Annotated in this window: 19 protein-coding genes; 8 read left to right on the top strand and 11 right to left on the bottom strand. The window is 68.1% G+C overall.

Features of this window, described 5'->3' with window-relative positions; genetic code table 11:
• The first annotated feature begins 1 nt into the window (after position 1).
• The 4 genes from trmD (at position 2) to C6569_RS21220 (ending at position 2,642) form a co-directional block, all read left to right on the top strand.
• Positions 2-697: a tRNA (guanosine(37)-N1)-methyltransferase TrmD gene (trmD, locus tag C6569_RS21235; RefSeq protein WP_106750731.1), complete on the top strand. Its 696-nt coding sequence runs from the start codon at positions 2-4 to the stop codon at positions 695-697.
• Between the two features lie 258 nt (positions 698-955).
• The gene (rplS, locus tag C6569_RS21230; RefSeq protein ID WP_106750730.1) at positions 956-1,330 is read left to right on the top strand and encodes a 50S ribosomal protein L19; all 375 of its coding nucleotides are present in this window, start codon (positions 956-958) and stop codon (positions 1,328-1,330) included.
• A 229-nt stretch (positions 1,331-1,559) separates the two neighbouring features.
• Entirely contained in the window at positions 1,560-2,210 is a 651-nt protein-coding gene (locus C6569_RS21225) for a hypothetical protein (protein WP_106750729.1), read from the top strand.
• 9 nt (positions 2,211-2,219) lie between these two features.
• Positions 2,220-2,642, top strand: coding sequence for a hypothetical protein (locus tag C6569_RS21220; RefSeq protein ID WP_106750728.1), 423 nt, complete (start codon positions 2,220-2,222; stop codon positions 2,640-2,642).
• A gap of 506 nt (positions 2,643-3,148) precedes the next feature.
• On the opposite strand, the gene C6569_RS21215 is transcribed toward C6569_RS21220, so the two are convergent.
• The 9 genes from C6569_RS21215 to C6569_RS21175 all read right to left on the bottom strand — a co-directional run bounded on the left by C6569_RS21215 (position 3,149) and on the right by C6569_RS21175 (position 16,683).
• Positions 3,149-3,541, bottom strand: coding sequence for a hypothetical protein (locus C6569_RS21215; protein WP_106750727.1), 393 nt, complete (start codon positions 3,539-3,541; stop codon positions 3,149-3,151).
• A 659-nt stretch (positions 3,542-4,200) separates the two neighbouring features.
• Complete coding sequence (locus C6569_RS21210; RefSeq protein WP_106750726.1) at positions 4,201-4,590, bottom strand: hypothetical protein; 390 nt, start codon at positions 4,588-4,590, stop codon at positions 4,201-4,203.
• Positions 4,591-4,724: 134 nt separating this feature from the next.
• Complete coding sequence (locus C6569_RS21205; RefSeq protein WP_181313849.1) at positions 4,725-7,076, bottom strand: P-loop NTPase fold protein; 2,352 nt, start codon at positions 7,074-7,076, stop codon at positions 4,725-4,727.
• 73 nt (positions 7,077-7,149) lie between these two features.
• Positions 7,150-9,771 carry an excinuclease ABC subunit UvrB gene (uvrB, locus tag C6569_RS21200; protein WP_106750725.1) on the bottom strand — a complete coding sequence of 874 codons (2,622 nt, stop codon included), beginning with the start codon at positions 9,769-9,771 and terminating at the stop codon, positions 7,150-7,152.
• Between the two features lie 91 nt (positions 9,772-9,862).
• The gene (locus tag C6569_RS21195) at positions 9,863-12,181 is read right to left on the bottom strand and encodes a methyl-accepting chemotaxis protein (RefSeq protein ID WP_181313848.1); all 2,319 of its coding nucleotides are present in this window, start codon (positions 12,179-12,181) and stop codon (positions 9,863-9,865) included.
• 326 nt (positions 12,182-12,507) lie between these two features.
• The gene (locus C6569_RS21190) at positions 12,508-13,065 is read right to left on the bottom strand and encodes a YeeE/YedE thiosulfate transporter family protein (RefSeq protein ID WP_106750723.1); all 558 of its coding nucleotides are present in this window, start codon (positions 13,063-13,065) and stop codon (positions 12,508-12,510) included.
• Positions 13,066-13,079: 14 nt separating this feature from the next.
• Entirely contained in the window at positions 13,080-13,640 is a 561-nt protein-coding gene (locus tag C6569_RS21185; RefSeq protein WP_106750722.1) for a YeeE/YedE thiosulfate transporter family protein, read from the bottom strand.
• Positions 13,641-14,040: 400 nt separating this feature from the next.
• Positions 14,041-15,462, bottom strand: a complete 1,422-nt coding sequence (locus C6569_RS21180; RefSeq protein WP_215905773.1) for a UdgX family uracil-DNA binding protein — start codon at positions 15,460-15,462, stop codon at positions 14,041-14,043.
• A gap of 6 nt (positions 15,463-15,468) precedes the next feature.
• A complete protein-coding gene (locus tag C6569_RS21175; RefSeq protein ID WP_106750721.1) occupies positions 15,469-16,683 on the bottom strand; it encodes a putative DNA modification/repair radical SAM protein in 1,215 nt (404 codons plus the stop codon).
• 153 nt (positions 16,684-16,836) lie between these two features.
• Here C6569_RS21175 and ppk2 point away from each other — a divergent pair, with 153 nt between their 5' ends.
• From ppk2 to C6569_RS21155, 4 genes are all read left to right on the top strand, one after another.
• Positions 16,837-17,889: a polyphosphate kinase 2 gene (ppk2, locus tag C6569_RS21170; protein WP_106751183.1), complete on the top strand. Its 1,053-nt coding sequence runs from the start codon at positions 16,837-16,839 to the stop codon at positions 17,887-17,889.
• A 100-nt stretch (positions 17,890-17,989) separates the two neighbouring features.
• Positions 17,990-18,961, top strand: a complete 972-nt coding sequence (locus C6569_RS21165; RefSeq protein WP_106750720.1) for a Bug family tripartite tricarboxylate transporter substrate binding protein — start codon at positions 17,990-17,992, stop codon at positions 18,959-18,961.
• A gap of 133 nt (positions 18,962-19,094) precedes the next feature.
• On the top strand, positions 19,095-19,523 hold the full coding sequence (locus C6569_RS21160; protein WP_106750719.1) for a hypothetical protein: 429 nt from the start codon (positions 19,095-19,097) through the stop codon (positions 19,521-19,523).
• A 56-nt stretch (positions 19,524-19,579) separates the two neighbouring features.
• A complete protein-coding gene (locus C6569_RS21155) occupies positions 19,580-19,924 on the top strand; it encodes a hypothetical protein (RefSeq protein ID WP_146144864.1) in 345 nt (114 codons plus the stop codon).
• Positions 19,925-19,930: 6 nt separating this feature from the next.
• Here the strand turns inward: C6569_RS21155 and C6569_RS21150 are convergent, their stop codons facing one another.
• Both C6569_RS21150 and C6569_RS21145 read right to left on the bottom strand, forming a co-directional pair.
• The gene (locus C6569_RS21150) at positions 19,931-20,917 is read right to left on the bottom strand and encodes a Bug family tripartite tricarboxylate transporter substrate binding protein (protein WP_146144863.1); all 987 of its coding nucleotides are present in this window, start codon (positions 20,915-20,917) and stop codon (positions 19,931-19,933) included.
• Positions 20,918-20,981: 64 nt separating this feature from the next.
• Positions 20,982-21,440 (bottom strand): DUF3237 domain-containing protein, encoded by a 459-nt coding sequence (locus tag C6569_RS21145; protein WP_106750716.1) that lies wholly within the window; start codon positions 21,438-21,440, stop codon positions 20,982-20,984.
• Between the last annotated feature and the right edge of the window lie 69 nt (positions 21,441-21,509).

Below are 21,509 nucleotides of genomic sequence, written 5' to 3'. Positions count from 1 at the left end.
TTTGATGTTCCACGCCTCCGTCCTCACCCTCTATCCCGAGATGTTCCCAGGGCCCCTCGGCCTGTCGCTGGCCGGCCGGGCGCTGGGGGCGGCCTGGAGCCTCGACACCCATTTCATCCGTGACTTCGCCACCGACCGGCACCGCACCGTGGACGACACGCCGGCGGGGGGCGGGCCGGGCATGGTGATGAAGGCGGACGTCGTCGCCCGCGCCATCGACCACGCCTCCCCGCAAGGCGACCCCCGCCCCCGCCTCTACATGTCGCCGCGGGGGAAGCCGCTGACGCAAGGCTTCGTCCGCGAGCTCGCCGCCGGCCCCGGCGCGGTGATCCTCTGCGGCCGCTTCGAGGGCGTCGACGAGCGGCTGATCGCGGCGCGCGGCCTCACCGAGGTCTCCATCGGCGACTACGTGCTCTCCGGCGGGGAACTCGCCGCCCTGGTCCTGCTCGACGCGGTGGTGCGGCTCCTGCCCGGCGTCATGGGCCATGCCGAGAGCGGCACCGAGGAGAGCTTCGAGACCGGCCTCCTCGAATATCCGCACTACACCCGGCCGCAGGTCTTCGAGGGCCTGACGATTCCCGAGATCCTCGTCTCCGGCGACCATCAGAAGATCGCCCGGTGGCGCCGCGCCGAGGCCGAGCGGCTGACGCGGGAGCGGCGGCCGGATCTCTGGGCGAAGAGGGGCAGTGGGGAGTAGGCAGTGGGGAGTAGGCAGTCGGAAGTCGGAAGAAGGGGCTTCGCTGCCCCGACCCGCCTCTTCCGACGGCCGATTGCAGCCCGGCTATTGCCGACTGCCGACCGCCGACTGCCTATTGCCGACTGCCCACTGCCTCACTTTCCGCGTGACAATCCCTCCCGTTTCGACTATCGAGCCGCCTTCCGGCGGGCTATCTGCCCATCCTCGGAACCAAGACCAACAAGATGCCGGCCAAGCCCGGCCACAAGGATTGAACCGATGAACCTGATCCAGACCCTCGAGGCCGAAGAGGCCGCCCGCGTCCTCGGCGACAAGAAGCTGCCCGACTTCGCCCCCGGCGACACCGTCATCGTCAACGTGAAGGTCCGTGAAGGCGACCGCTCCCGCGTCCAGGCCTATGAGGGCGTCTGCATCGCCCGCTCCGGCGGCGGCCTGATGGAGAGCTTCACCGTCCGCAAGATCTCCTATGGCGAGGGCGTCGAGCGCGTCTTCCCGGTGCACTCCCCGATCATCGATTCCATCAAGCTGGTGCGCCGCGGCAAGGTCCGTCGCGCGAAGCTCTATTACCTGCGCGATCGCCGCGGCAAGTCGGCCCGCATCGCCGAGCGCATCGACCGCTCCGACAAGGCCTGAGCCTTTTCGCCGGAACCGGACTTTCGGAACGGGGCCTTCGGGCCCCGTTTTGCATTTGGGGGGCGGGGAGCGACGTCTTCTTGTTGAGCGGCGATGTAAGCAGTTTGGGCGCGTTCCCGGAATCGTTGTGACAGCAAGAAACTGGTGCTTTTTTTCCTATTTAGGATTTTGAACTTGATTTGCCCGGCTGGTTCTGGCATCGTCTCCTCGTTCAGGTGGAGACTTGCCGATGAGCGCCAGCATCGCCCTTTTCCAGATTCACCGTGAGGCACGTGCGCTGGCGATCGACCGAGATGTGGATCTGGCAGTGCAATTCGCGCGCCGCAGTCTGCTTGCGCGGAAGCGATATGTGAGGTCGCTAGGTCGGCTCGCCGATCGCCACCGCCCTCTCGCACCGACATCGATCCTTGCTTTCGATCCGAACCAGCCACGCGTTCCGGCAGGGAACCCGGACGGAGGCCAGTGGACTGTCGGTGGCGGGGTGTCGTTGTCAGTGGATCCGGACCTCGGTGGCCACGAGCGCGTCGAGGTCGCCGCTGACGGACATCATTATGTGCCGCGGGAACTCTACAACAAAGAGCCCCTCCAACCTGAGACACGCCGCGTATTCGCACGTGCCAAGACCGGCCCCCTCCTGTCTGAGCGGCACCAAAACTCTGGTCCCCATATGGAGTACAACAAGGCGGTGATTGCGGAGTTCAGGTCATTTTTGAGCGCACGAGGCATCGAACCCGCGCAGATGACCCCCGATCAGGCCCGCACCTTCGTCCAGCACATTCTCTCGTCGCGTGACCCCCGCATCTTCGACTTCAACTACCAGATCTGGCGGCGCGAACTTCGCCTCCGATTGCGTCTGTTTCGCGGTCCCCGTAGTGACTAGGAGGCAAAGATGGCCGCCCACTCTGATCAGGATGCAATCTGGCTTCGCATTTACAACGGCGTGCGCCGCATTCTCTCTCCGCTCGGCCGAGAGGACGGCTGCGGCGACGGCGATTTCTGGGTGCTTGATGACAACTGGGGAAATCGCGAGCATCTGATCTACATCAGCAACCTGTCGCTGATGCACCCCTCCGTCATCTTGGCCCTCCAGGCCTTGCTGAAAGACGCACCGGGATGGAGCATATACGTGAGGCTCTACATGGCACCCAAGGGGCATGACTGGCCGCCGATGGGGCTCACGCTGATGCCCGACGAGATCATCGACGAATTGAAAAGGGAGTACCTGCCGCCCGAAGTCCGATCGCTGAGCTATCCGGGCATGCGGCCGTGGGATGCCGCGCGGGACTTCGACCGCGACGCTCCCGAGGACTGAGAAGCCCCGGCGGAGAGAGTTGTCCCGCGGGCACCCACCCATCGGATATCCCTCTCCCCTTGTGGGAGAGGGTGCCCGCGTCAGCGGGCGGGTGGGGTGAAGCGCTCCTCTTATCCCCTCCCCCCGCGCGCATGGCGCGTGGCGGGAAGGGTCAGGGTGGGGGGCCGGGCCACTCGCGGAGCGCCCTCCGGAAGGCCAGGCCATGCATCGGGCGCCATCGGGCATGGATGCCCCCCACCCCTGACCCCTCCCCGCCGCAAGCGGGGGGAGGGGAATCGAGCGCGTTTCCGGGCTCCGCAGGCACCTCCCCACCTCTCCCCGGCGGGGAGAGGTCGGCCGCGGGCCGGGAGAGGGGGCTTGGCCAGTCCCACGAAGGCTCCCCCTCTCCGCCGCGCTGCGCGCGTTGACCTCCCCCCCGCCGGGGGGGGGGAAGGGGCGGCCCACCCGGCGCCGCGAGGGTCGGTGACGGCCGAGGGCCGCAGAGGGGACATGGCCCTCCGCCCGCCTCAGCGCGAGGCGCGGCGGAAGGTGCGCGGATTGAAGTCGGGGCAGGTCAGGACGAGGCGGTCGCCGGCGGTGACGCGCAGGGCGCAGGCCGGGCCCGTGCCGTTGGCGCCGTTCTCGCAGGTGCTGCGCTGGTCGAGCGCGGCGCTGCGGCGGGCCGGATCGAAGGTGCCGGTGAGGACCTGGGTGCAGACCGTGCCGTCGGTGCGCCAGCGCCTGACGGCGGCGATCCCGACGCCCTCGGTGCGGATTTCCATGCCGCGCTCGTCGCGGGTGTCGGAGGTCCAGCGCCCGGCGAGATCGGCGGCGGCGCCGGGCGTCTGGGCGGAGGCGGCGGGAGCGATGGCGGCGAGGGCCAGGGCGGCGAGGAGAGAGGCGAGAAGCGGGCGGGACATGATGGGTTCCGTGGGATCAGGGACCCGTGTGTCGCGGGGAGGAGGGAAAAGGTTCAGGGGTTGGGCGTGTCCCCTGAGGCGGCTGGCGCGTTGCATCGCCCAAGTGCGTCCTTCGAGGCTCGCCATCGCATCGCGCGAACGCGAGACGCGTTCGCCTCTCGCTATGGCCTCGCACCTCAGGATGAGGGGGTGGGTGTCCGGCATGACGGGCGGCCGGCCGGAGAGCGCGGTGCAAGACACAACCGTCCTCATCCTGAGGTGCGAGCCCCCGGCGATGCGCCAGCATCGTCCGGCGGCGATGCGCCAGCATCGCCCAAGGGCGAGCCTCGAAGGACGCACGTGGCTGATGCAGGCTTGGCCTCGTGGTCCGGCCGCCCGAACCACCGGCCGTCATGCTCGGGCCCGTCCCGGGCATCCACGAATTCCCTTGAGGCTGCGGTGGTCAAGTCGTGGATGCCCGCCACAACGGCGGGCATGACGGTCGAGGAAACTCAGTCGGCACCACCCCATCGGATGACCCCTCTCCCCTCGTGGGAGAGGGTGCCCGCGTCAGCGGGCGGGTGAGGGGGGTGACGCCCTGCCCCCTCATCCGGCGCCTGACGGCGCCACCTTCTCCCACAAGGGGAGAAGGAGGGCTGCACCGCCCACGGCCGCCCGCCTCAGCGCGCGGCGCGGCGGAAGGTGCGGGGATTGAAGTCGGGGCAGGTCAGGACGAGGCGGTCGCTGGCGGCGACGCGCAGGTCGCAGGCCGGGCCGGTGCCGTTGGCGCCGTTGTCGCAGAGGCTGCGCTGGTCGAGCGAGACGCTGCGGCGGGCCGGATCGAAGGTGCCGGACAGGGTCTGGGTGCAGACCGTGCCGTCGGTGCGCCAGCGCCTGACGGCGGCGATGCGGGCGCCCTCGGTGCGGATTTCCATGCCGCGTTCGTCGCGGGTGTCGGAGGTCCAGCGCCCCGCGAGATCGGCGGCGGCGGGCGTCTGGGCGGAGGCGGCGGGGACGATGGCGGCGATGGCCAGGGCGGCGACAAGGGCGGCAAGGACGGGGCGGGACATGGTCGGGTTCCGGTGGATCAGGGACCCGTGTGTCGCGGGGAGTGGCGAAAAGGTTCAGGGGAGGTGAAGGAGCCTGCTGCGGCAGTGCTGCGCACCAGTGACCGACCACCGATTTGAGGCTCTACGCCAACTCATCAGTTTCTGTCATTACCGCGCGCTATAGCTTCGACAAATGCCCGTGCGACTTTAACTCGATCATCGTCCTCATTTTCGGCTGCCGCCCAGATTTTTGCTTTTTCATGGACGGCATCAATATCGACAATGCGCGACCAAATTTCTCTACGAACTGATCGATAGTTACCAGCAGTTGAATAAACCATACCTGGCGCGATCACCATGAATCTTTCAAGTATCTTATCGCTTTTCAATTGGCTCTCAAGCCAAGAGCGAACCTCTTCGTCTTCAACGGCCTGTTGCCAGAACCAAAGCAACGCCATTGGATCTGGCTGCCCCCAAAACCGGCCTTCGCTCGCTGCGCGCCGAACTCGATCCAGCACTATTTGGCGGAGGTTCTGCGCTTCGGCCCCTCCGAACGCACTCCTGCCAGACGCGCCGCCACTTCTCAAATCCCCTATCAATGAACGACACAGATCTACCACTGCTGTAAGGCTGTGTCCCTCCGACATGATCTCGGCCGCAATGCCGTACCTCGTATCCGCGCCCAAAGATTCAATGTACTTTATGAGTATCGTTCGGATTCTATCGCCATTAAAAATTGGCCCAAAGAATCCTGGCTCAGGATCTCCGCATAGCACCAACTGATCTGCAATTTCTAGCAGGTTCAAAATTCGACCGATAGATAACGCTTCCCTATTATTAGCATCCGCAGTTAAGCTGTTCAAAAACGCGATGCGCTGCGCTCTGTATGTCTCTATACCAGAGTCCTCGACCAACCCGAGCAGCGCTCTAAGACTTGACGGATCGTCAACGGCGGCGCGCAACTCCCGCACTTCTGCGTGGCCTATCGCCCCGGACTGTGGCGCCAAGCCAAAATAGACATCAGACGACTGTTGGCTGCAAACGCGGAACGCATCGCGTGCAATCACGTCATCATCGTTCTCACCGGGGGCACCATCCCCGGTTACACGCGCAATCCGGGGGAAAAGGTATCTTAAGGCGGATCGCGCAGCGGAGTCATGGCGTGCACGCGCAAGGACTTGCTCAATTTCATGCTTCCACTCCTCATCAGGCAAGGAGCTGAAACGCCGACCATTGATAACATCTATATTCTGACGCACCCAATTAAACACGTCTCTTTCGAACAACCTTAGTACTTCGATTACTACATAATCGAGCGGATCGACATAGTTTTCAATCGCTGGCCATCCAAACTTGATTGAGTTAGCCAGTCTTACGATATCCCTTGGATTTTCTACGTAACTATTAATGATGTCCTGCTGCACAAAAGTCATTCTATTTGACGGAATCGTTTTATATTTCTGTATTAGACCGTCAATAGTGGGCGCGAACATCTCGTAGACTCGCGCTTTTGTTGGGGGCGGAAGCTCGATCTCGACCTGGACAATCTTATCTATGTAACCATCGCCATAACGCGACGGTCGGCGACGCAACAACTTTTCGGTACGCTTCTTGTCATAAGCCAGTATATGAACTATATTAGGCATGTCCATTTGACTCTTGACGAGCGAAATCATTAGCTGCGCCTCAGAAGGAGCAAGCCTATCAATATCATCTATAACTATTACAACTTTCGTTTCCTGCTTCGACAGATTCCATTTGAGTTTTTGCTTCGCATCTTCCAAAGAAATACCTTTTGAAAAATGCTCTGCCTCAATTTTTGCAGATAGGCCGACGTACTTTCCTATGCTACCTGTGCCCGTGACGCCGCCAATCCACCCTAATGGTCCCGCAATTTTTGAAATTCGTTCGATCGCTGACAAATAATCAGCGATCGCTTTCTGTGCTTCAACACCAAGCTTCGATCCAATTGACTTAGACACTTCCGAGATATAGGCTAAAGTTAGATCTACTCGGTGTCCTAGCAGCCATGGACTAAAGCGAAAGAATACGACGCTTGGATTTTCAGATGCTATTTGTATAGAGCGCCAGATGCCTTCTGCTTTTCGCGCGTCAGCATCTGAAAGACCTCGGTTTTTTAAGATGTTAATCCTGTAAATTGAACTGTACAGATAAGTCCCATATATCTTTAAATCGCTATCATCGGACAGTATCTCTTCATATTTTTGGTATGAGGCGTCAAGTTTTTCTACGGAATCGATAAAATTTTCGCCAAGAATACTTCGCACCATCGCATCTGAGCTATTCATAGTCGTGAGAAGCGCTAGACGCCGCTCGACTAAGTTCAGAACACTTGTCTTTCCGGTGCCCCATCCTCCAACCAAGCCAATCGCACACCCGCCATTGCCTTCCGCAGAGAAAATCGATGCTGCTATCCGATTTGCAAAGGCCGCCGCGTCTAGGAGGTCCTGCGATGGGCGTACGATGGGGAGATCAGCTTCGAACATTTTTCGTATCAGTTGGCTGCGCGTACTCCTCGCAATAAACGTGCATCGATTGATTCTAGCAATCTCAAGCTGCTCACCCCCTCCACCCCTTCCCCGGCTTTCCCCCGCCCTTCTTCCGGACCTCCGCGCCAGCCGGGACCTCGCGGTCCGTGCCCGGCCCCATGCTGTCCAGCCCGGGCTTCGCCGCGCGTGACGGCGGCAGGTTGCCGCGCGAGCCATATTTCTTCGCCCCCCTGAAGCCGCCGGTGCGGTCCTCCACCGCCTCCTGCCGCGCGAGGGGATCGTCGGAGATGGCGAGTTCGGTCTCGCGCAGGCGCTTGAGCTCGTCGCGCAGGCGCGCGGCCTCCTCGAAGCGGAGGTCGGCGGCGGCCTCGCGCATCCGCTTCTCCAGATCCGCCGTGACGGCCGCGAGATTGTGGCCGACGGCGGCGCCGGATTTCGTCAGGCCCGCATCGACGGTGACGTGGTCCTTCTCGTAGACCGAGTCCAGAATGTGGGCGATCTGCCGCTTGATGGTCTGCGGCGTGATGCCGTGGGCCTCGTTCCAGGCCTGCTGCTTCTCGCGGCGGCGGTTGGTCTCGGCGATGGCGCGCTCCATGGAGCCGGTCATCTGGTCGGCGTAGAGCAGCACGCGGCCGTCGACGTTGCGGGCGGCGCGGCCGATGGTCTGGATGAGCGAGGTTTCCGAGCGCAGGAAGCCTTCCTTGTCGGCGTCGAGGATGGCGACGAGGGCGCATTCGGGAATGTCGAGGCCCTCGCGCAGCAGGTTGATGCCGACCAGGCAGTCGAAGGCGCCGAGGCGCAGGTCGCGCAGGATCTCGATGCGCTCGATGGTGTCGATGTCGGAGTGCATGTAGCGGACGCGGACGCCCTGCTCGTGCAGGTACTCCGTGAGGTCCTCGGCCATGCGCTTGGTCAGCACGGTGACGAGGGAGCGGTAGCCGGCCGCCGTGGTGGCCTTCACCTCGCCGATGAGGTCGTCGACCTGGGTGCGGGCGGGGCGGATGATGCAGGGCGGGTCGATGAGGCCGGTGGGGCGGATGACCTGTTCGGAGAAGGTGCCGCCGGTCTGGTTCAGCTCCCAGCCGCCGGGGGTGGCCGAGACGTGGACCGTCTGCGGCCGCATGGCCTCCCATTCCTCGAAGCGCAGCGGGCGGTTGTCCATGCAGGAGGGCAGGCGGAATCCATATTCCGCGAGGGTGGCCTTGCGCCGGAAGTCGCCGCGATACATGGCGCCGATCTGCGGGATGGTGACGTGGCTCTCGTCGACGAAGACGAGGGCGTCGTCGGGGACATATTCGAAGAGGGTCGGCGGCGGCTCGCCGGGGCGGCGGCCGGTGAGCCAGCGCGAATAGTTCTCGATGCCGGCGCAGGAGCCGGTGGCCTCCATCATCTCGAGGTCGAAGCGGGTGCGCTGCTCCAGCCGCTGCGCCTCCAGCAGGCGGCCGGCCTTGTTGAGCTCCTCGAGGCGCCAGTTCAGCTCCTCCTTGATGCCGGAGATGGCCTGGACGAGGGTCGGGCGCGGGGTGACGTAGTGGGAGTTGGCATAGACCTTGACGAAGGCGAGGTCGGCATTCTTCTGGCCGGTGAGCGGGTCGAACTCGGCGATGCTCTCGACCTCGTCGCCGAAGAGGTTGATGCGCCAGGCGCGGTCCTCCAGGTGGGCCGGGAAGAGCTCGATGGTGTCGCCGCGCACCCGGAACGTGCCGCGGGAGAAGTCCATCTGCGTGCGCTTGTACTGGAGCGCGATGAGGTCGGCGATGAGCTGGCGCTGGTCGAGGCGCTCGCCGACCTTCACGCCGAAGGTCATGGCCGTGTAGGTCTCGACCGAGCCGATGCCGTAGATGCAGGAGACGGAGGCGACGATGATGACGTCGTCGCGTTCGAGCAGGGCGCGCGTCGCCGAGTGGCGCATGCGGTCGATCTGCTCGTTGATGGAGGATTCCTTCTCGATATAGGTGTCCGAGCGGGGAACGTAGGCCTCCGGCTGGTAGTAGTCGTAGTAGGAGACGAAATACTCCACCGCATTGTTGGGGAAGAAGCTCTTGAACTCGCCGTAGAGCTGGGCGGCGAGCGTCTTGTTCGGCGCCAGCACGATGGCGGGGCGCTGGGTCTCGGCGATGATCTGCGCGGCGGTGAAGGTCTTTCCCGAACCGGTGACGCCGAGCAGGACCTGGTCGCGCTCGCCGGCGCGGATGCCGGAGACGAGCTCGGCGATGGCCTGGGGCTGATCGCCGGCGGGGGTGAAGTCGGAGACGATCTCGAAGCGCTTGCCGCCCTCCCACTTTTCCGGGCGCGGCGGCTTGTGCGGCACCCAGGTGCGGCCGTCGACCTCGGGCCGGCCCTCCTGGATCAGCTTCTCCAGCGCCTTGACGGTGGCGGTGACGCCGGAGGCGCCGATCTCGCTCTCGATGTCGAGGGCTTTCGCCTGATCGACGCCGATGCCGAGGCGGTGGGCGAGGGCCTTGTCGGCCATGGTCGCCTCGCCGGCGAAGGCGGCCTGCGGGGCCTCGGCGAAGCCGCCGGTGGGGCCGGTGCCGGAGCCGAGGCCGGCCGTGCCGCGGTTGATGGCGGGGTTGAGCAGCTCGGCCAGCGCCGGCCCGAGGGGCTGCAGCTCCGGCTTGGAGGCTTTGGACTTCGGCGCGCGCGCCGGCTTCGCGGAGGGAGACGCGGAGGCTTTGGGGCTTTTCGGCATCCCGGCAATATGGGCGCGCCGGGCCGGACGGGAAAGGGCGGCGAGGGTCTTCCCGCCATGCTGCTGCCAGCCTGTGGCAGCGGGGCGGCGCTCAGGCCGCCCGGCGCGCCACCGCCTCGCTGATCGGCACGTCGAACTGCAGGCCGCTGGAGCCCTCGCGGCTCCAGACGACGCGGCCGCCGATCTCCGCGCCGTCGGAGAAGCGCAGCGTGACGCGCTGCCCATCCTGCAGCGGCGCGACGCCCTGCACCCTGGCGCCGGTCTCCGAGATGTCGGCGAGGCGGGCGTTCATGCTGCGGCCGTCGCTGAGGACCAGGATGGCCCGTGTGCTGCGCCGGCGCACCGCGCCGCGGCGGTCCTTCACGTCCTTGGCGAGGTCGACCAGGAAGCCGTCGACGCTGTCGATGAGGCGGCGCGTCGCCCCGGACAGGAGCTCGCCGGCGGCGCCGACCTTGCGGGCCTCCTCGTTGGTCTCGCCGACCACGCCGGAGACGTCGGTGATGGCGCGGAGGACGCGGTCCGAGCCGCCGGAGGCGCGGGCGATGGCGGCGGCGATCTCCTGGGTGGCGGCGGTCTGTTCCTCCACCGCGGCGGCGATGGAGCCGGTGAGGTGGTCGATCTCCGAGACCGTGCTGCCGATGCCGCGGATGGAGGCGACGGTGCGCTGGGTCGCCGCCTGGATGGCGTTGATCTGGGTGGCGATCTCGTCGGTGGCCGAGGCCGTCTGGCCGGCGAGCGCCTTCACCTCGGAGGCGACGATGGCGAAGCCGCGGCCCGCCTCGCCCGCCCGCGCCGCCTCGATGGTGGCGTTGAGGGCCAAGAGATTGGTCTGTTCGGCGATGCCGCGGATGATGTCGACGATGGTGCCGATGCGCTGGGCGAGCTCGGCGAGGCCGGAGACCTCCCGGTCGGTCTCGGTGGAGCCGGCGGTGGCGCGGCCGATGCAGCTGCTGGTGGTGTGGATGCGGCTGGAAATCTCGCTGATCGAGCTGATCAACTCCTCCGCCGCGGCGGAGACCGACTGCATGTCGGAGGAGGAGGTGGCCGAGGCCTCGCGGCCGACGTCGACGCCCGTCGTCGCCTGGCCGGCGACGCCCTTCAGCGCCTCGGCCGTGCGCTGCATGCCGGAGATCTCGGTGTTCACGGTCTTCACCACGTCGCCGACCGTGCCGCGGAAGGAGACGATCATCTCGTCGAGGACCGACTGGCGCTGCAGCTCGCGCTGGCGCTCCACCTCGGCCTCCTGCTCCAGCCGCTCGCGGGCGATGGCATTGTCGCGGAAGACGGCGACGGCGCGAGTCATGGCGCCGATCTCGTTGGTCAGTTCGGCGCCCTCCAGCTCGCCGCCGGTGTCGCCCTCGGCGAGCTTCTCCATGTGCAGGGTGAGGGCGCGCAGCGGACGGGTGATGGAGCGGGCGGCGAGGAGCGCGGCCAGGGCGGCGAGAAGCGTCACGCCGAGGACGAGGCCGGAGGCGATGACGAGCCTGTTGCGGGCCTCGTCCGCAGCGGCGCCGACGATGACGGTGAGATCGCGGGCGAACTGATCCTCGACGGCCTTCATCGCATTGACGCGGGCGGTGGCGGTGCGGAACCATTCGAGGCCCTCGACGCCGCCCTCCCCCGCCAGGGCGGCCCGCGCCGCCAGCACGCGCAGGCGCTGCACGGCGGCCGTCTCGGCCGAAGTGACCAGCGCCTCGATCTGCCGGGCCTGCTCGGGCGAGCCGTAGCGGCGGGCGACGGCGAGATAGCTGTCCTGGACGGCGGCGAGTTCGGCGAAGCGCTGGAAGCGCTCCTTGGCGAAACCCGACGGCGAGAAGGCGCCGCCGCCGGTGGCGCGCTCGAGGCCGGCGGCCTCCTTGGCGCGTAGGATGCTCGCATAGGCGACGACGGCCCGCGCCGTGGCGCCGACCCGGCCGTGGCGGGCGAGGTTCTCCACCGGCTGCATGAAGGCGTCGATCATGGCGGTGTAGCGGGCGACCGCCGCCTCCGCCGTCACGCTGCGCGCCTGGACGGCGGCGCGCAGGGCCGCGAGGTCGTCGGCGCGGGCGACGGCCTCGCGGGCGGCGGCGGCGTCCTGCGGTGCCCCGGCTGAGACCTGGGCCACCGCCTCGCGCAGGGCAGAGAGGGCCACGTCGACCTTCGGCAGCTGCGCGGCCCGGGCCTCGGCGGCGCTCTGGTTGCCGGGATTGTTGAGGACGGTGTTGGTGAGGCCGCGCTCGGCCTGGAGTTCATGAACCACGGCGCCGAACTGCGGGCCGGAGGCGGCAACCGTCGCCATCTGGCGGGCCGAGCCCGCCTCGAACCAGCTTTCGATCACGATATCCCCGCCGAAGCCTATGGCCGCGAGCAGCGGCACGATGACGGCGACGGCGATGCGCTGGCTGATGGTCGCGTTGCGGACAAAGGACATGATTGCACCCCTCGGGCTCTGCAACCCTTGTCGGTGCTCCATCCCTAATTTCACGTTAACTTTAAGTCTAATTCGCACTTTTGACGGACCCGGAGAAGGTCATGGTACTTTTTTACCTGATACATGCCGCAGTACCGGGTCCGAATGTGCTGCTGAAGAATATTTCTCTACTACGGCTGCGGTGCGCCGGATCGCCTCCTGAAGAGGAACGCGGGCCGGAGAAGGCACCGCATGCCGTCGCCGGCAGTTCCCGCAAGCAAAACGCCCGGCCGCGGGCCGGGCGTTTGGAGGGTCGGAGGGCGGGAGGGCGGCCCGCCGTCGGCTGTTCAGGCCCGCTTCGCCGCCATCCGCTCGATGGTGACGAACAGCGCCACCGCCACCGCCGCGAGGACCGCGAAGATCGCCCAGGGGCTGACGCCGAGCAGGGTGTGGAGCTGCACCCTGCCCATGGCGCCGACGGGCAGGATCACCGCCTTCACCCAGTCGAAGACCAGGGCATAGAGGATGCCGCCGACCAGCATGCCGCCGGCGCCGACCAGCGCGTGGAGGCTGCCGCCGCCGATGGCGGCCAGCGCCGTGCCGGGGCAATAGCCGTAGAGCACCATGCCGACGCCGAAGAGCGCGGCGCCGAGGGAGACGGCGAGCAGATCGGCCGGCTTGATGTGGAACTTCACCCAGCCGAACTGCGCCATGAGGAAGACGCCGACGCCGCCGACGACGATGGCCGTCATCATGATCTTGAGGACGGTGAAGTCCTCGAACAGGAACTGCCGGACGATGGTGTTGTAGTCGGCGACCCGGCCGCGGTGCAGCAGGAAGCCGAAGGCGAAACCGAAGACGAGGGCGAGAGCGAGAGCGGCGGTGCCGGTGACGGGAAGGGTCATGGCGGGTGTCCTGATCAGCGGGCGGTGCGGAACATGGCGAAGGCGGTGGCGGTTCCGGTGGCGAACATCACGGCGAGGAAGACCCAGCCGCTGAGCGCCAGTTGCAGGCCGCCGGAGATGCCGTTGCCGCTGGTGCAGCCGTTGGCGAGGCGGGCGCCGACCATGGCGACGATGCCGCCGAGGAAGGCGACGGCGTAGCGCTTCATCGGCGAGGGGCCGAAGCGCCCGGCCCAGACCTCCGGCACCTGCTCGATGCGGAAGGTGCCTGCGAGAAGGGCCGAGCCGAGGCCGCCGAACAGGGTTCCGACGAGGAACAGCGTGCCGTAGTCGAGGGCGGGCAGGTTGCGCGCCCAGTAGCTGTTCTTCGCCACGGCCTCGGCGCCGAGGAGGGGCGTGGCGACGGCGCCCGACACCTGCGACAGGGCGGTGGTGATGCCGAGCGGATTGTTGACGACGAGGAAGACGATCCAGCTCAGCACGCCGATGCCGACGCCGATCGCATAGGGCGTCCAGTCGATGCGGGCGGCGGCGCCGGCGGCGGGGCGGGCGCCGTCATAGGTGGCCTGAAGGGTCATGGTGCCATCTCCGAGGGCGCGGGACCACCGCGCCGGATGGCATTATCATATTCGCATTTTTCTATGTTTCAAGATGGGGCGGCGACGACCGCTTCAGGTCCCGTGGTGCGCCCCGCGTCGTGAACACCGGAAGCGGGGTCCCACCCGCACCGGGCGCCGGGGCCGAAGGGCCCCACCCGCACCCTCCCCGCGCTGCGCGCAGGGAGGATGACGTCGATCGCGCGCCAGGCTTCGATGGTCGGACCAGGCGCCAGGGCTGAGGTCGAGCGGGGGACTTCGACCGCGCCAAAACCTCATCGGTCGGGCCAGGCGCGGAGGGCGGAGGCGGGACGGGCGGTGGAAGTCCCCCTCCCCTCGCCCCGGCGAGGGGAAGGTTCAGGTGGGGCATGGGCCCGATACCTCACGCCGCGGCGAGCTCGCGGATGCGCCTCATGTCCTCGCAATACCGGCGGAACCCCTCCTCGCGCGCCTGCGGATCGGGCTCGCGCAGCAGCGAGGAGGGGTGGACGGTGAGGAAGCCCGGCCGGTCGCCGAAGCGGAAGAGGCCGCGGTTGCGGCCGACCGGTACGGCCTTGCCGGCGAGTGCCAGCGCGGCGGTGGCGCCGAGCGCCACGACGAGGCCCGGCCGGACGAGATCGAGCTCGCGCTCCAGCCACCAGCGATAGTGCTTCACCTCGCCGGCGGTGGGCGATTCATGGATGCGGCGCCGGCCGCGCTGCACGAACTTGAAGTGCTTCACCGCATTGGTGAGATAGGTGGCGGACCGCTCGATGCCGGCCTCGGCCAGGGCGCGGTCGAGAAGCTGGCCGGCGGGGCCGACGAAGGGGCGGCCCTGGAGGTCCTCCTGGTCGCCCGGCTGCTCGCCGACGAAGGCGATGGCGGCGCCCACCGGCCCCTCCCCCAGCACGGCGCGGGTGGCGCCCGGCACGAGCGGCTCGGAGCCCGATATGATGCGGTTCAGCTCCTCGAGCGAGTGGGGCCCCGCCTCCTGCATGGCGGCGACGGCCTTGTCCGGATTGCGTCTCGTCGGCATGGCGGGCTCCCTCTCCATCATGCCGTCAACGCGCGAGAGGGCGGCGCGCACCATGCCAGGGATGGCCGCCGTCTCCGGCATGTTGCGCCAGTATTTCTTCGGCATCTCGGCGCGCATCGCCGTGGTGTTGAGGCGGGCGGGGTTGAAGGTGCTCTCGTAATAGTCGCGCCAGCCCTCCTCGAAACCGTCGCCGGCCGCCGCCTCGTCGCGGGTGGCGGCCGGGCCGAAGACGAGCGCGCCGCCGGTCCAGCTCACCCGGCCCTCGGGGGTGAGGATGGTCCAGTCGAGGCTGCCGAAGCGGTTGCGGAAGAAGGGCGCGGCGGCGGCGAGGATGTGGTGGTCGGGCTCGAACCAGGCGACGAAGCGCTCGCCCTTCGCGGTCTCGACGCGGCGGAAGCGCAGGAAGGCGTGCATCTTGTGGAGGTCGCGGCGGATGGCCTTGCCCATCATGGCGAGGCGGTGGACGAGCGGGTCGCTCATCACCTCGAGCAGCGCCTTCTCGCCGTGGGTGAGGCGCCAGATCAGCCGGTAGAGGAGGCCGAAGCGCTCGGGATCGCGGTGGCAGACGACGAGCTGGACGAGGTCGGCCGCGGCCCGCGGCAGGCTGAGCGGCGGCCCGTCGGGAAGGACCGGCGCGCCGAAGAGATCGGCCGCCCCGCCCTGCGTCCAGACCACCGCCTCCGGCGGGGTCCCGGCGGCGACGAGGCTGCGGGCGGCGGCGCGGAAGCCGTCGAGATCGGCGCCCGGCCCAAGACGGATCTGCACCATGGAGGCGGCGTTCATGAGCATGGCGGGTCAGCCGAAGAGTTCGAGCTGCGCCGGCTTCGGCGCGATGCGGGCGCGCAGGTCCTGCCGGTCGATGAGCCGGGTCGGCCTGTGGTCGGGGGTGACGAGGAAGGGCCGCGCCCGTTTCAGGCCGGGAGTGAGCCGCGCGAGATCGTCGAGCCGCAGCGTGGTGTGGCGGCGCGCGGCGACGATGCGGTCGACGACGCGGGTGCCGAGGCCGGGCACGCGCAACAGCAGCTCGCGATCGGCGGTGTTGACGTCGACGGGAAAGCTTTCCCGGTGCTTGAGCGCCCAGGCGAGCTTCGGGTCGATGTCGAGGTCGAGCATGCCGGCATCGCCCCCGGCCGCCACCTCGTCGACGGAGAAGCCGTAGAAGCGCAGCAGCCAGTCGGCCTGGTAGAGGCGGTGCTCGCGCTGCAGCGGCGGCGCCTTCAGCGGCAGCACCTTGCTCGGCTCGGGGATGGGGCTGAAGGCGGAATAGTAGACGCGGCGCAGGGCGTAGCGGCGGTAGAGCCCGTCGCTGGTTCGCAGCACGCCCTCGTCGGTGGTGGCGTCGGCGCCGACGATCATCTGCGTGCTCTGGCCGGCGGGGGAGAAGCGGCGCTTCTCGGCCTTGGCCTCGACGATGCGCTCGTGCATCTGGCCCATGGCGGCGCGGATGGTGCCGCCGTTCTTCTCCGGCGCCAATTCCTCGAGGCTCTGCTGGCTCGGCAGTTCGAGATTGATCGAGAGGCGGTCGGCCCAGAGCCCGGCCTGCTCGACGAGCCAGGGGCTCGCCTCGGGGATGGTCTTGAGGTGGATGTAGCCGGCGAAGAGGTGGTCGCGGCGCAGGCGCTTCGCCACCTCGATCATCTCCTCCATCGTGTGGTCGGGGTTCTTCACGATGCCGGAGGAGAGGAACAGGCCCTCGATGTAGTTGCGCTTGTAGAAATTGACGGTGAGGTCGACCACCTCCTGCACGGTGAAGCGGGCGCGCCGCACGTTGGAGGAGCGGCGGTTGATGCAATAGGCGCAGTCGTAGAGGCAGTAGTTGGTCAGCAGGATCTTCAGAAGCGAGATGCAGCGCCCGTCCGGCGTGTAGGCGTGGCAGATGCCGGCCCCCGTGGTGGAGCCGAGGCCCTTGGCGCCGGCCGCCCGTTTCGGCGCCCCCGAGGAGGCGCAGGAGGCGTCGTATTTGGCCGCATCGGCGAGGATGCGGAGCTTGGCGGCGACCTTGGTGTCCATGGGACCTCTCGTGTTCCCTTTATGTTCACATCTGCACCATGGCAATTCAAGGGCGGCGGCCTGCCGCAGGCGGCAACGCTTGATCCATGACATGGCAGGGCGCGGCCTTTCGCCGTCTCCTCACCCCACCGCGATACGGGAGGGAGAGCCATGATGCAGGACGCCATTCACCCCGAAGGATCGGCTCCGACGGAGCCGCAGACGGCCGCGGCGCCGCCCGCTCCCGCCGAGATCGCGACCCCGGAGGGCGCGGCGGCCATCGCCCAGGCGGCGGGGGAGACGGAGGCGGAGGCGAAGCCAGGCCGCACGGCCCGCGGCCGCCACCAGCTCGCCCAGATGAAGCGCGACCCGGCGACCATCCGCCGGCTCTTCGAGAGCGGCGAATACCCCTATGTGACGCGCATGGCGGCCAAGCCCTACGAGGCGCACATGGTCCAGCTCCAGCGCGAACTGCTGAAGGCGCAACGCTGGATCGAGGAGACGGGCGAGCGCATCGTCGTGCTGTTCGAGGGTCGCGACGCCGCCGGCAAGGGCGGCACGATCAAGCGCTACATGGAGCATCTCAATCCGCGCACGGCGCGGGTGGTGGCGCTCGCCAAGCCGAGCGAGCGGGAGCGCACGCAATGGTACTTCCAGCGCTATGTCGCCCACCTGCCCTCGGCCGGCGAACTCGCCCTGTTCGATCGCTCCTGGTACAACCGGGCGGGCGTCGAGCGCGTCATGGGCTTCTGCTCGCCCACCGACTATCTCGAATTCATGCGCCAATGCCCGGAGCTCGAGCGCATGCTGACCCGCTCCGGCATCCGCCTGTTCAAATACTGGTTCTCGGTGTCGCGGGAGGAGCAGCGCCTGCGCTTCGAGGCGCGCGAGACCGACCCGCTGAAACAGTGGAAGCTGTCGCCCATCGACCGCGCCTCCCTCGACAAGTGGGACGCCTATACGGAGGCGAAGGAGGCGATGTTCTTCTACACCGACACCGCCGACGCGCCCTGGACCATCGTCAAGTCCGACGACAAGAAGCGGGCGCGCCTCGCCTGCATGCAGCACTTCCTGTCCTCCCTGCCCTATCCGAACAAGGACGCCTCCGTGGCGGTGGCGCCCGATCCGCTGATCGTCGGGTCGACCAGCCACGTCATCGGCCGCGACGGCGGCATTCTCGGCAAGACGGTGCATCCGGAGCTCAGGCGCAGCCCCTCGCCATCCTGATCCCGCAGGGGGGCCATGCGTCGGCTGCCCGGACGGCTTGACGCGGGCCGCCGCGCCATGTGCAGGAAAGCGGCGATACCGCCCCTCTCTGGAGCCCAGCATGAACAGTCTCAGCCGCCGCACGACGCTCGGCCTGATCGCCTCAGGCCTCGCCGCCCCCGCCTTCGCCCAGGCCGACTATCCCTCGCGGCCGGTCACGGTCATCGTCCCGCAGGCCGCGGGCGGGGCCAACGACATCATCGGCCGGCTGGTGTCGGAGAAGCTGTCCGAGGTGATGGGCCAGCGCTTCGTGGTGGAGAATCGCGCGGGTGCCGGCGGCAATCTCGGCTCGCAGGCGGCGGCCCGGTCGACGCCGGACGGCTACACGCTCCTCGTCACCATTTCCGCGAGCCAGGCCATCAACCCGGCGCTCTATGCGCGCACCGGCTTCGACCCGGTGAAGGACTTCGCGCCGGTCTCGCTGCTCGGCACCGTGCCGAACGTGCTGGTGGTCAACCCGTCCTTCGAGGCGAAGACGGTGGCCGACCTCATCCGCATGGCGAAGGAGAAGCCGGGCTTCTACCACTACGCCTCGGCCGGCAACGGCACGCTGAACCACCTGGTCGGCGAGATGCTGAAGTCGCGCGCCGGCATCGACCTCAAGCACATCCCCTATCGCGGCATCGCCCCGGCGCTGTCGGACGTCATCGCCGGCCACGTGCCGATCACCTTCGCCAATCTGCCGGCCGCCATCAGCCAGATCCAGGCCGGCACGGTCAGGGCGCTCGGCGTCTCGACGCTGAAGCGCAACAGCTTCGTGCCCGACGTGCCGACCATCGCCGAGACGGTGCCGGGCTTCGACGCCGAGCTGTGGATCGCCCTCTACGCCATCGCCGGCACGCCGCAGCCGATCATCGACAAGCTGGTGGCCGGCACGCACCGGGCGCTGCAGGCCCCCGACATCAAGGCGAAGTTCGCCCAGCAGGGCGCCGAGGTGGTGACCTCCACCCCCGCCGAGCTGGCGGCCAAGCTCGACGCGGACCTCAAGGTCTGGGCCGAGATCGTCAAGGCGTCGGGTGCCCGCATCGAGTGATCGCCCGGGGCGGGTGAAACAGGGCCGGTGATTCTCCCGTAGATGCTGGGAGCGGGAGAGCGGGATGGTCGCCCGGCGCCTTGCGTCGGCGCCAAGCTCCGTCCGCTCTTTCTGCCCCGGATGAGGAAACGCCATGGCTCCCGTTTCGACCACCCGCCGCACCCTCCTCGCCGGTTTCACCGCCGCGCTGGCCTCCCCCGCCCTGGCGCAGCCGGCAGCGCCGCGGCTGCCCGACACGGAGACCACCCGCGCGGGCGGCCTGACCGCCTGGCTGATCGACCCGACCACGCGCTATGCCCACGGCGTGCTGGGCGATGCCATCGAGGCCGGCGGTTTCGTGGTCGAGCGCGGCGGAAGGAGCCTGCACCACCGGCTCGGGCCCGATGCCGTGTTCGAAGACCGGCGCGTGCGGCTGGTCGATCTCGGCGGCGGCTCGCCCGCCGCCCTCGTGGTGAAGTCCTATCTCCGTCGGGGCGCGGCGCTCGCCGCCTATGCGATCGGCGCGGAGCCATCACGCCGCTCGCCGAGAGCGAGGCGATCGGCACGCCGAACCGCTGGCTGAACCCGGTCGGCGTCGCCGACTTCACCCGGACGGGCAGGCCGCTGGTGGCGGCGGTGGTGACGCCGCACATCGCCGGCTCACTCCGGCTCTACCGGCGCGAGGGCGCGCGGCTGGAGGAGGTCGCCAGACTCGACGGGGTGACGAACCACGTCATCGGCTCGCGCGACCTCGACCTCGGCCGCATCAGCGACATCGACGGCGACGGCGCCCCGGAGATCGTGCTGCCCTCGCTCGACCGCCTGCGCCTCGTCGCCGTCAGCTTCGCCGGCGGGTCAGGCCGCATCGTCGCGTCCGTACCGCTGCCGGCGCCGCTCATCCGGCTGGAGCCGATGAACGACGCGTGGGCGGTGGTGCATTTGCAGGACCGCCGGACCCTGACGGTCGACCTGAAGCGATCCTGAGCCGCCTCAGTTGGTGATGCGGATGCCGGCGCGCTCGATGACCGGCTTCCAGCGGTCGCGCTCACGGCCGACCATGGCCTTCACCTCGTCGGGGCTGGAGCCGACCGCCTCGAAGCCGGCGCCGCGCAGCCGGTCGAGCGCCGCCGGGTCCCTCACCGCCGCCGCGGCGGCGCGGTGGATCTCGGCGACCGTCGCGGCGGGGACGGCGGCGGGCACCATCAGCACGAACCACGAGGACATCGAGAGGTAGGGCACGCCGGCCTCCGCCGCGGTGGGCACACCCGGCAGCATGTCGGCGCGGGTGGCGCCGGTCTGGACGAGTGCGCGCAGGCCGCCGGAGCGGATCTGGGCCGCCGCCAGGGGAATGGAGAAGAAGGAGCCGGCCGTCTGGCCGCGGGCGATGTCGCCGATGCCGTCGGCCACCGCGCGGTAGTGGACGGGCTCGCCCTTGAAGCCGGCACTCTGGGCGAAGAGCTCGGCGGCGATGTGGCCGGGGCTCGTCACGCCGAAGGTGCCGAGGAGGGTGCGGTCGGCCTTCTTCGCCGCCTCGATGAAGGCGGCGATGGAGGCGGGGCCGCCCTGGTCCGGCACGACGAAGGCGAAGTTGGTGCGGGCGACCTCGCTGACATAGGTGAAGTCCTTCGCCGGGTCGTAGGGGAGCGAGGCGAAGGCGAAGGGCGCAATGGCGACCGAGCCGACCTCGCCGAGGAGGACGACCGAGCCGTCGGCCGCGGCGCGGGCGACGCGGGCGGAGGCGACCTGGCCGCCGGCACCCGGCACATTCTCGACGACGACATTCGTATTGCCTGCCCGCTGCATGGCGTCGGCGAGGATGCGCGCCAGGGTGTCGGGGGCGGTGCCGCCGGCAAAGCCAACCACGAGCGTGATGGTGCGGGGCGTCTGGGCGAGGGCCGGCGCGATGCCCGCGGCGGCCATGATGGTGACGGCCATGACGGCGGCGGCGGCCAGGGCCGCCCGGATCACTCTCTTCACGATAACCTCCCTGCGGCTGTTGTTGATGGGTGCGGCGGCCGCTCGCCTGAAAACGATGGTGGCGCTACTCCAGTTCGTAGACGTCGAGCAGCACCCGGTCGGGCAGCCGCGTGCCGATGCAGACGAAGATCGAGCGCATCAGCCAGAGATGGTCGGGCGAGGCGGTCTCGAAACGCGGCACGGTGCGGAAATAGATTTGCGACGCGTCCACGGTCTCGCCGCGGCGGAGCCGCGCCACGAGGTCCGGCGGGCCGCGGCGGATGCCGGTGTTCTCGACATAGATGCGGGCGCCCTCGGGCGTCTCGACGACGTAGCGGGCGTGGATGTCGGCGAGGCCGGGGTCGCGGATCGACTGGTAGTCGGTGCCGCCGGGCAGGACCCTGCCGGTGAGGCGCGGGCCGGTGACCTCACCGCCGAGGATGGGGATGAGTCGGCGCTCGCCGAGCGGCGTCGGGCCGACCTCGAGGGCGGGCGCGACCTCGGCGGCGATGGAAAAGGCGGGGACGAGAGAGGGCGGGGGCATGGGCGTCTCCGGCGCGGGGCGAAGCTCACCAACGCGCTTGGTTATTGTCAATAACCATTTCTGACGCGG

It is taken from the genome of Phreatobacter cathodiphilus (assembly GCF_003008515.1).
Classification (GTDB): Bacteria; Pseudomonadota; Alphaproteobacteria; order Rhizobiales; family Phreatobacteraceae; genus Phreatobacter; species Phreatobacter cathodiphilus.
The sequence above is the reverse complement of the archived record's forward strand: the minus strand, read 5'-3'. Positions and strand labels throughout refer to the sequence as shown.

Excerpts from the sequence above, each read along its gene's own strand:
- rplS (WP_106750730.1), top strand. The coding sequence starts at position 956 with ATGAACCTGATCCAGACCCTCGAGGCCGAAGAGGCCGCCCGCGTCCTC.
- C6569_RS21225 (WP_106750729.1), top strand. The coding sequence starts at position 1,560 with ATGAGCGCCAGCATCGCCCTTTTCCAGATTCACCGTGAGGCACGTGCG.
- C6569_RS21220 (WP_106750728.1), top strand. The coding sequence starts at position 2,220 with ATGGCCGCCCACTCTGATCAGGATGCAATCTGGCTTCGCATTTACAAC.
- C6569_RS21215 (WP_106750727.1), bottom strand. The coding sequence starts at position 3,541 with ATGTCCCGCCCGCTTCTCGCCTCTCTCCTCGCCGCCCTGGCCCTCGCC.
- C6569_RS21210 (WP_106750726.1), bottom strand. The coding sequence starts at position 4,590 with ATGTCCCGCCCCGTCCTTGCCGCCCTTGTCGCCGCCCTGGCCATCGCC.
- C6569_RS21205 (WP_181313849.1), bottom strand. The coding sequence starts at position 7,076 with ATGTTCGAAGCTGATCTCCCCATCGTACGCCCATCGCAGGACCTCCTA.
- uvrB (WP_106750725.1), bottom strand. The coding sequence starts at position 9,771 with ATGCCGAAAAGCCCCAAAGCCTCCGCGTCTCCCTCCGCGAAGCCGGCG.
- C6569_RS21195 (WP_181313848.1), bottom strand. The coding sequence starts at position 12,181 with ATGTCCTTTGTCCGCAACGCGACCATCAGCCAGCGCATCGCCGTCGCC.
- C6569_RS21190 (WP_106750723.1), bottom strand. The coding sequence starts at position 13,065 with ATGACCCTTCCCGTCACCGGCACCGCCGCTCTCGCTCTCGCCCTCGTC.
- C6569_RS21185 (WP_106750722.1), bottom strand. The coding sequence starts at position 13,640 with ATGACCCTTCAGGCCACCTATGACGGCGCCCGCCCCGCCGCCGGCGCC.
- C6569_RS21180 (WP_215905773.1), bottom strand. The coding sequence starts at position 15,462 with ATGCTCATGAACGCCGCCTCCATGGTGCAGATCCGTCTTGGGCCGGGC.
- C6569_RS21175 (WP_106750721.1), bottom strand. The coding sequence starts at position 16,683 with ATGGACACCAAGGTCGCCGCCAAGCTCCGCATCCTCGCCGATGCGGCC.
- ppk2 (WP_106751183.1), top strand. The coding sequence starts at position 16,837 with ATGCAGGACGCCATTCACCCCGAAGGATCGGCTCCGACGGAGCCGCAG.
- C6569_RS21165 (WP_106750720.1), top strand. The coding sequence starts at position 17,990 with ATGAACAGTCTCAGCCGCCGCACGACGCTCGGCCTGATCGCCTCAGGC.
- C6569_RS21160 (WP_106750719.1), top strand. The coding sequence starts at position 19,095 with ATGGCTCCCGTTTCGACCACCCGCCGCACCCTCCTCGCCGGTTTCACC.
- C6569_RS21145 (WP_106750716.1), bottom strand. The coding sequence starts at position 21,440 with ATGCCCCCGCCCTCTCTCGTCCCCGCCTTTTCCATCGCCGCCGAGGTC.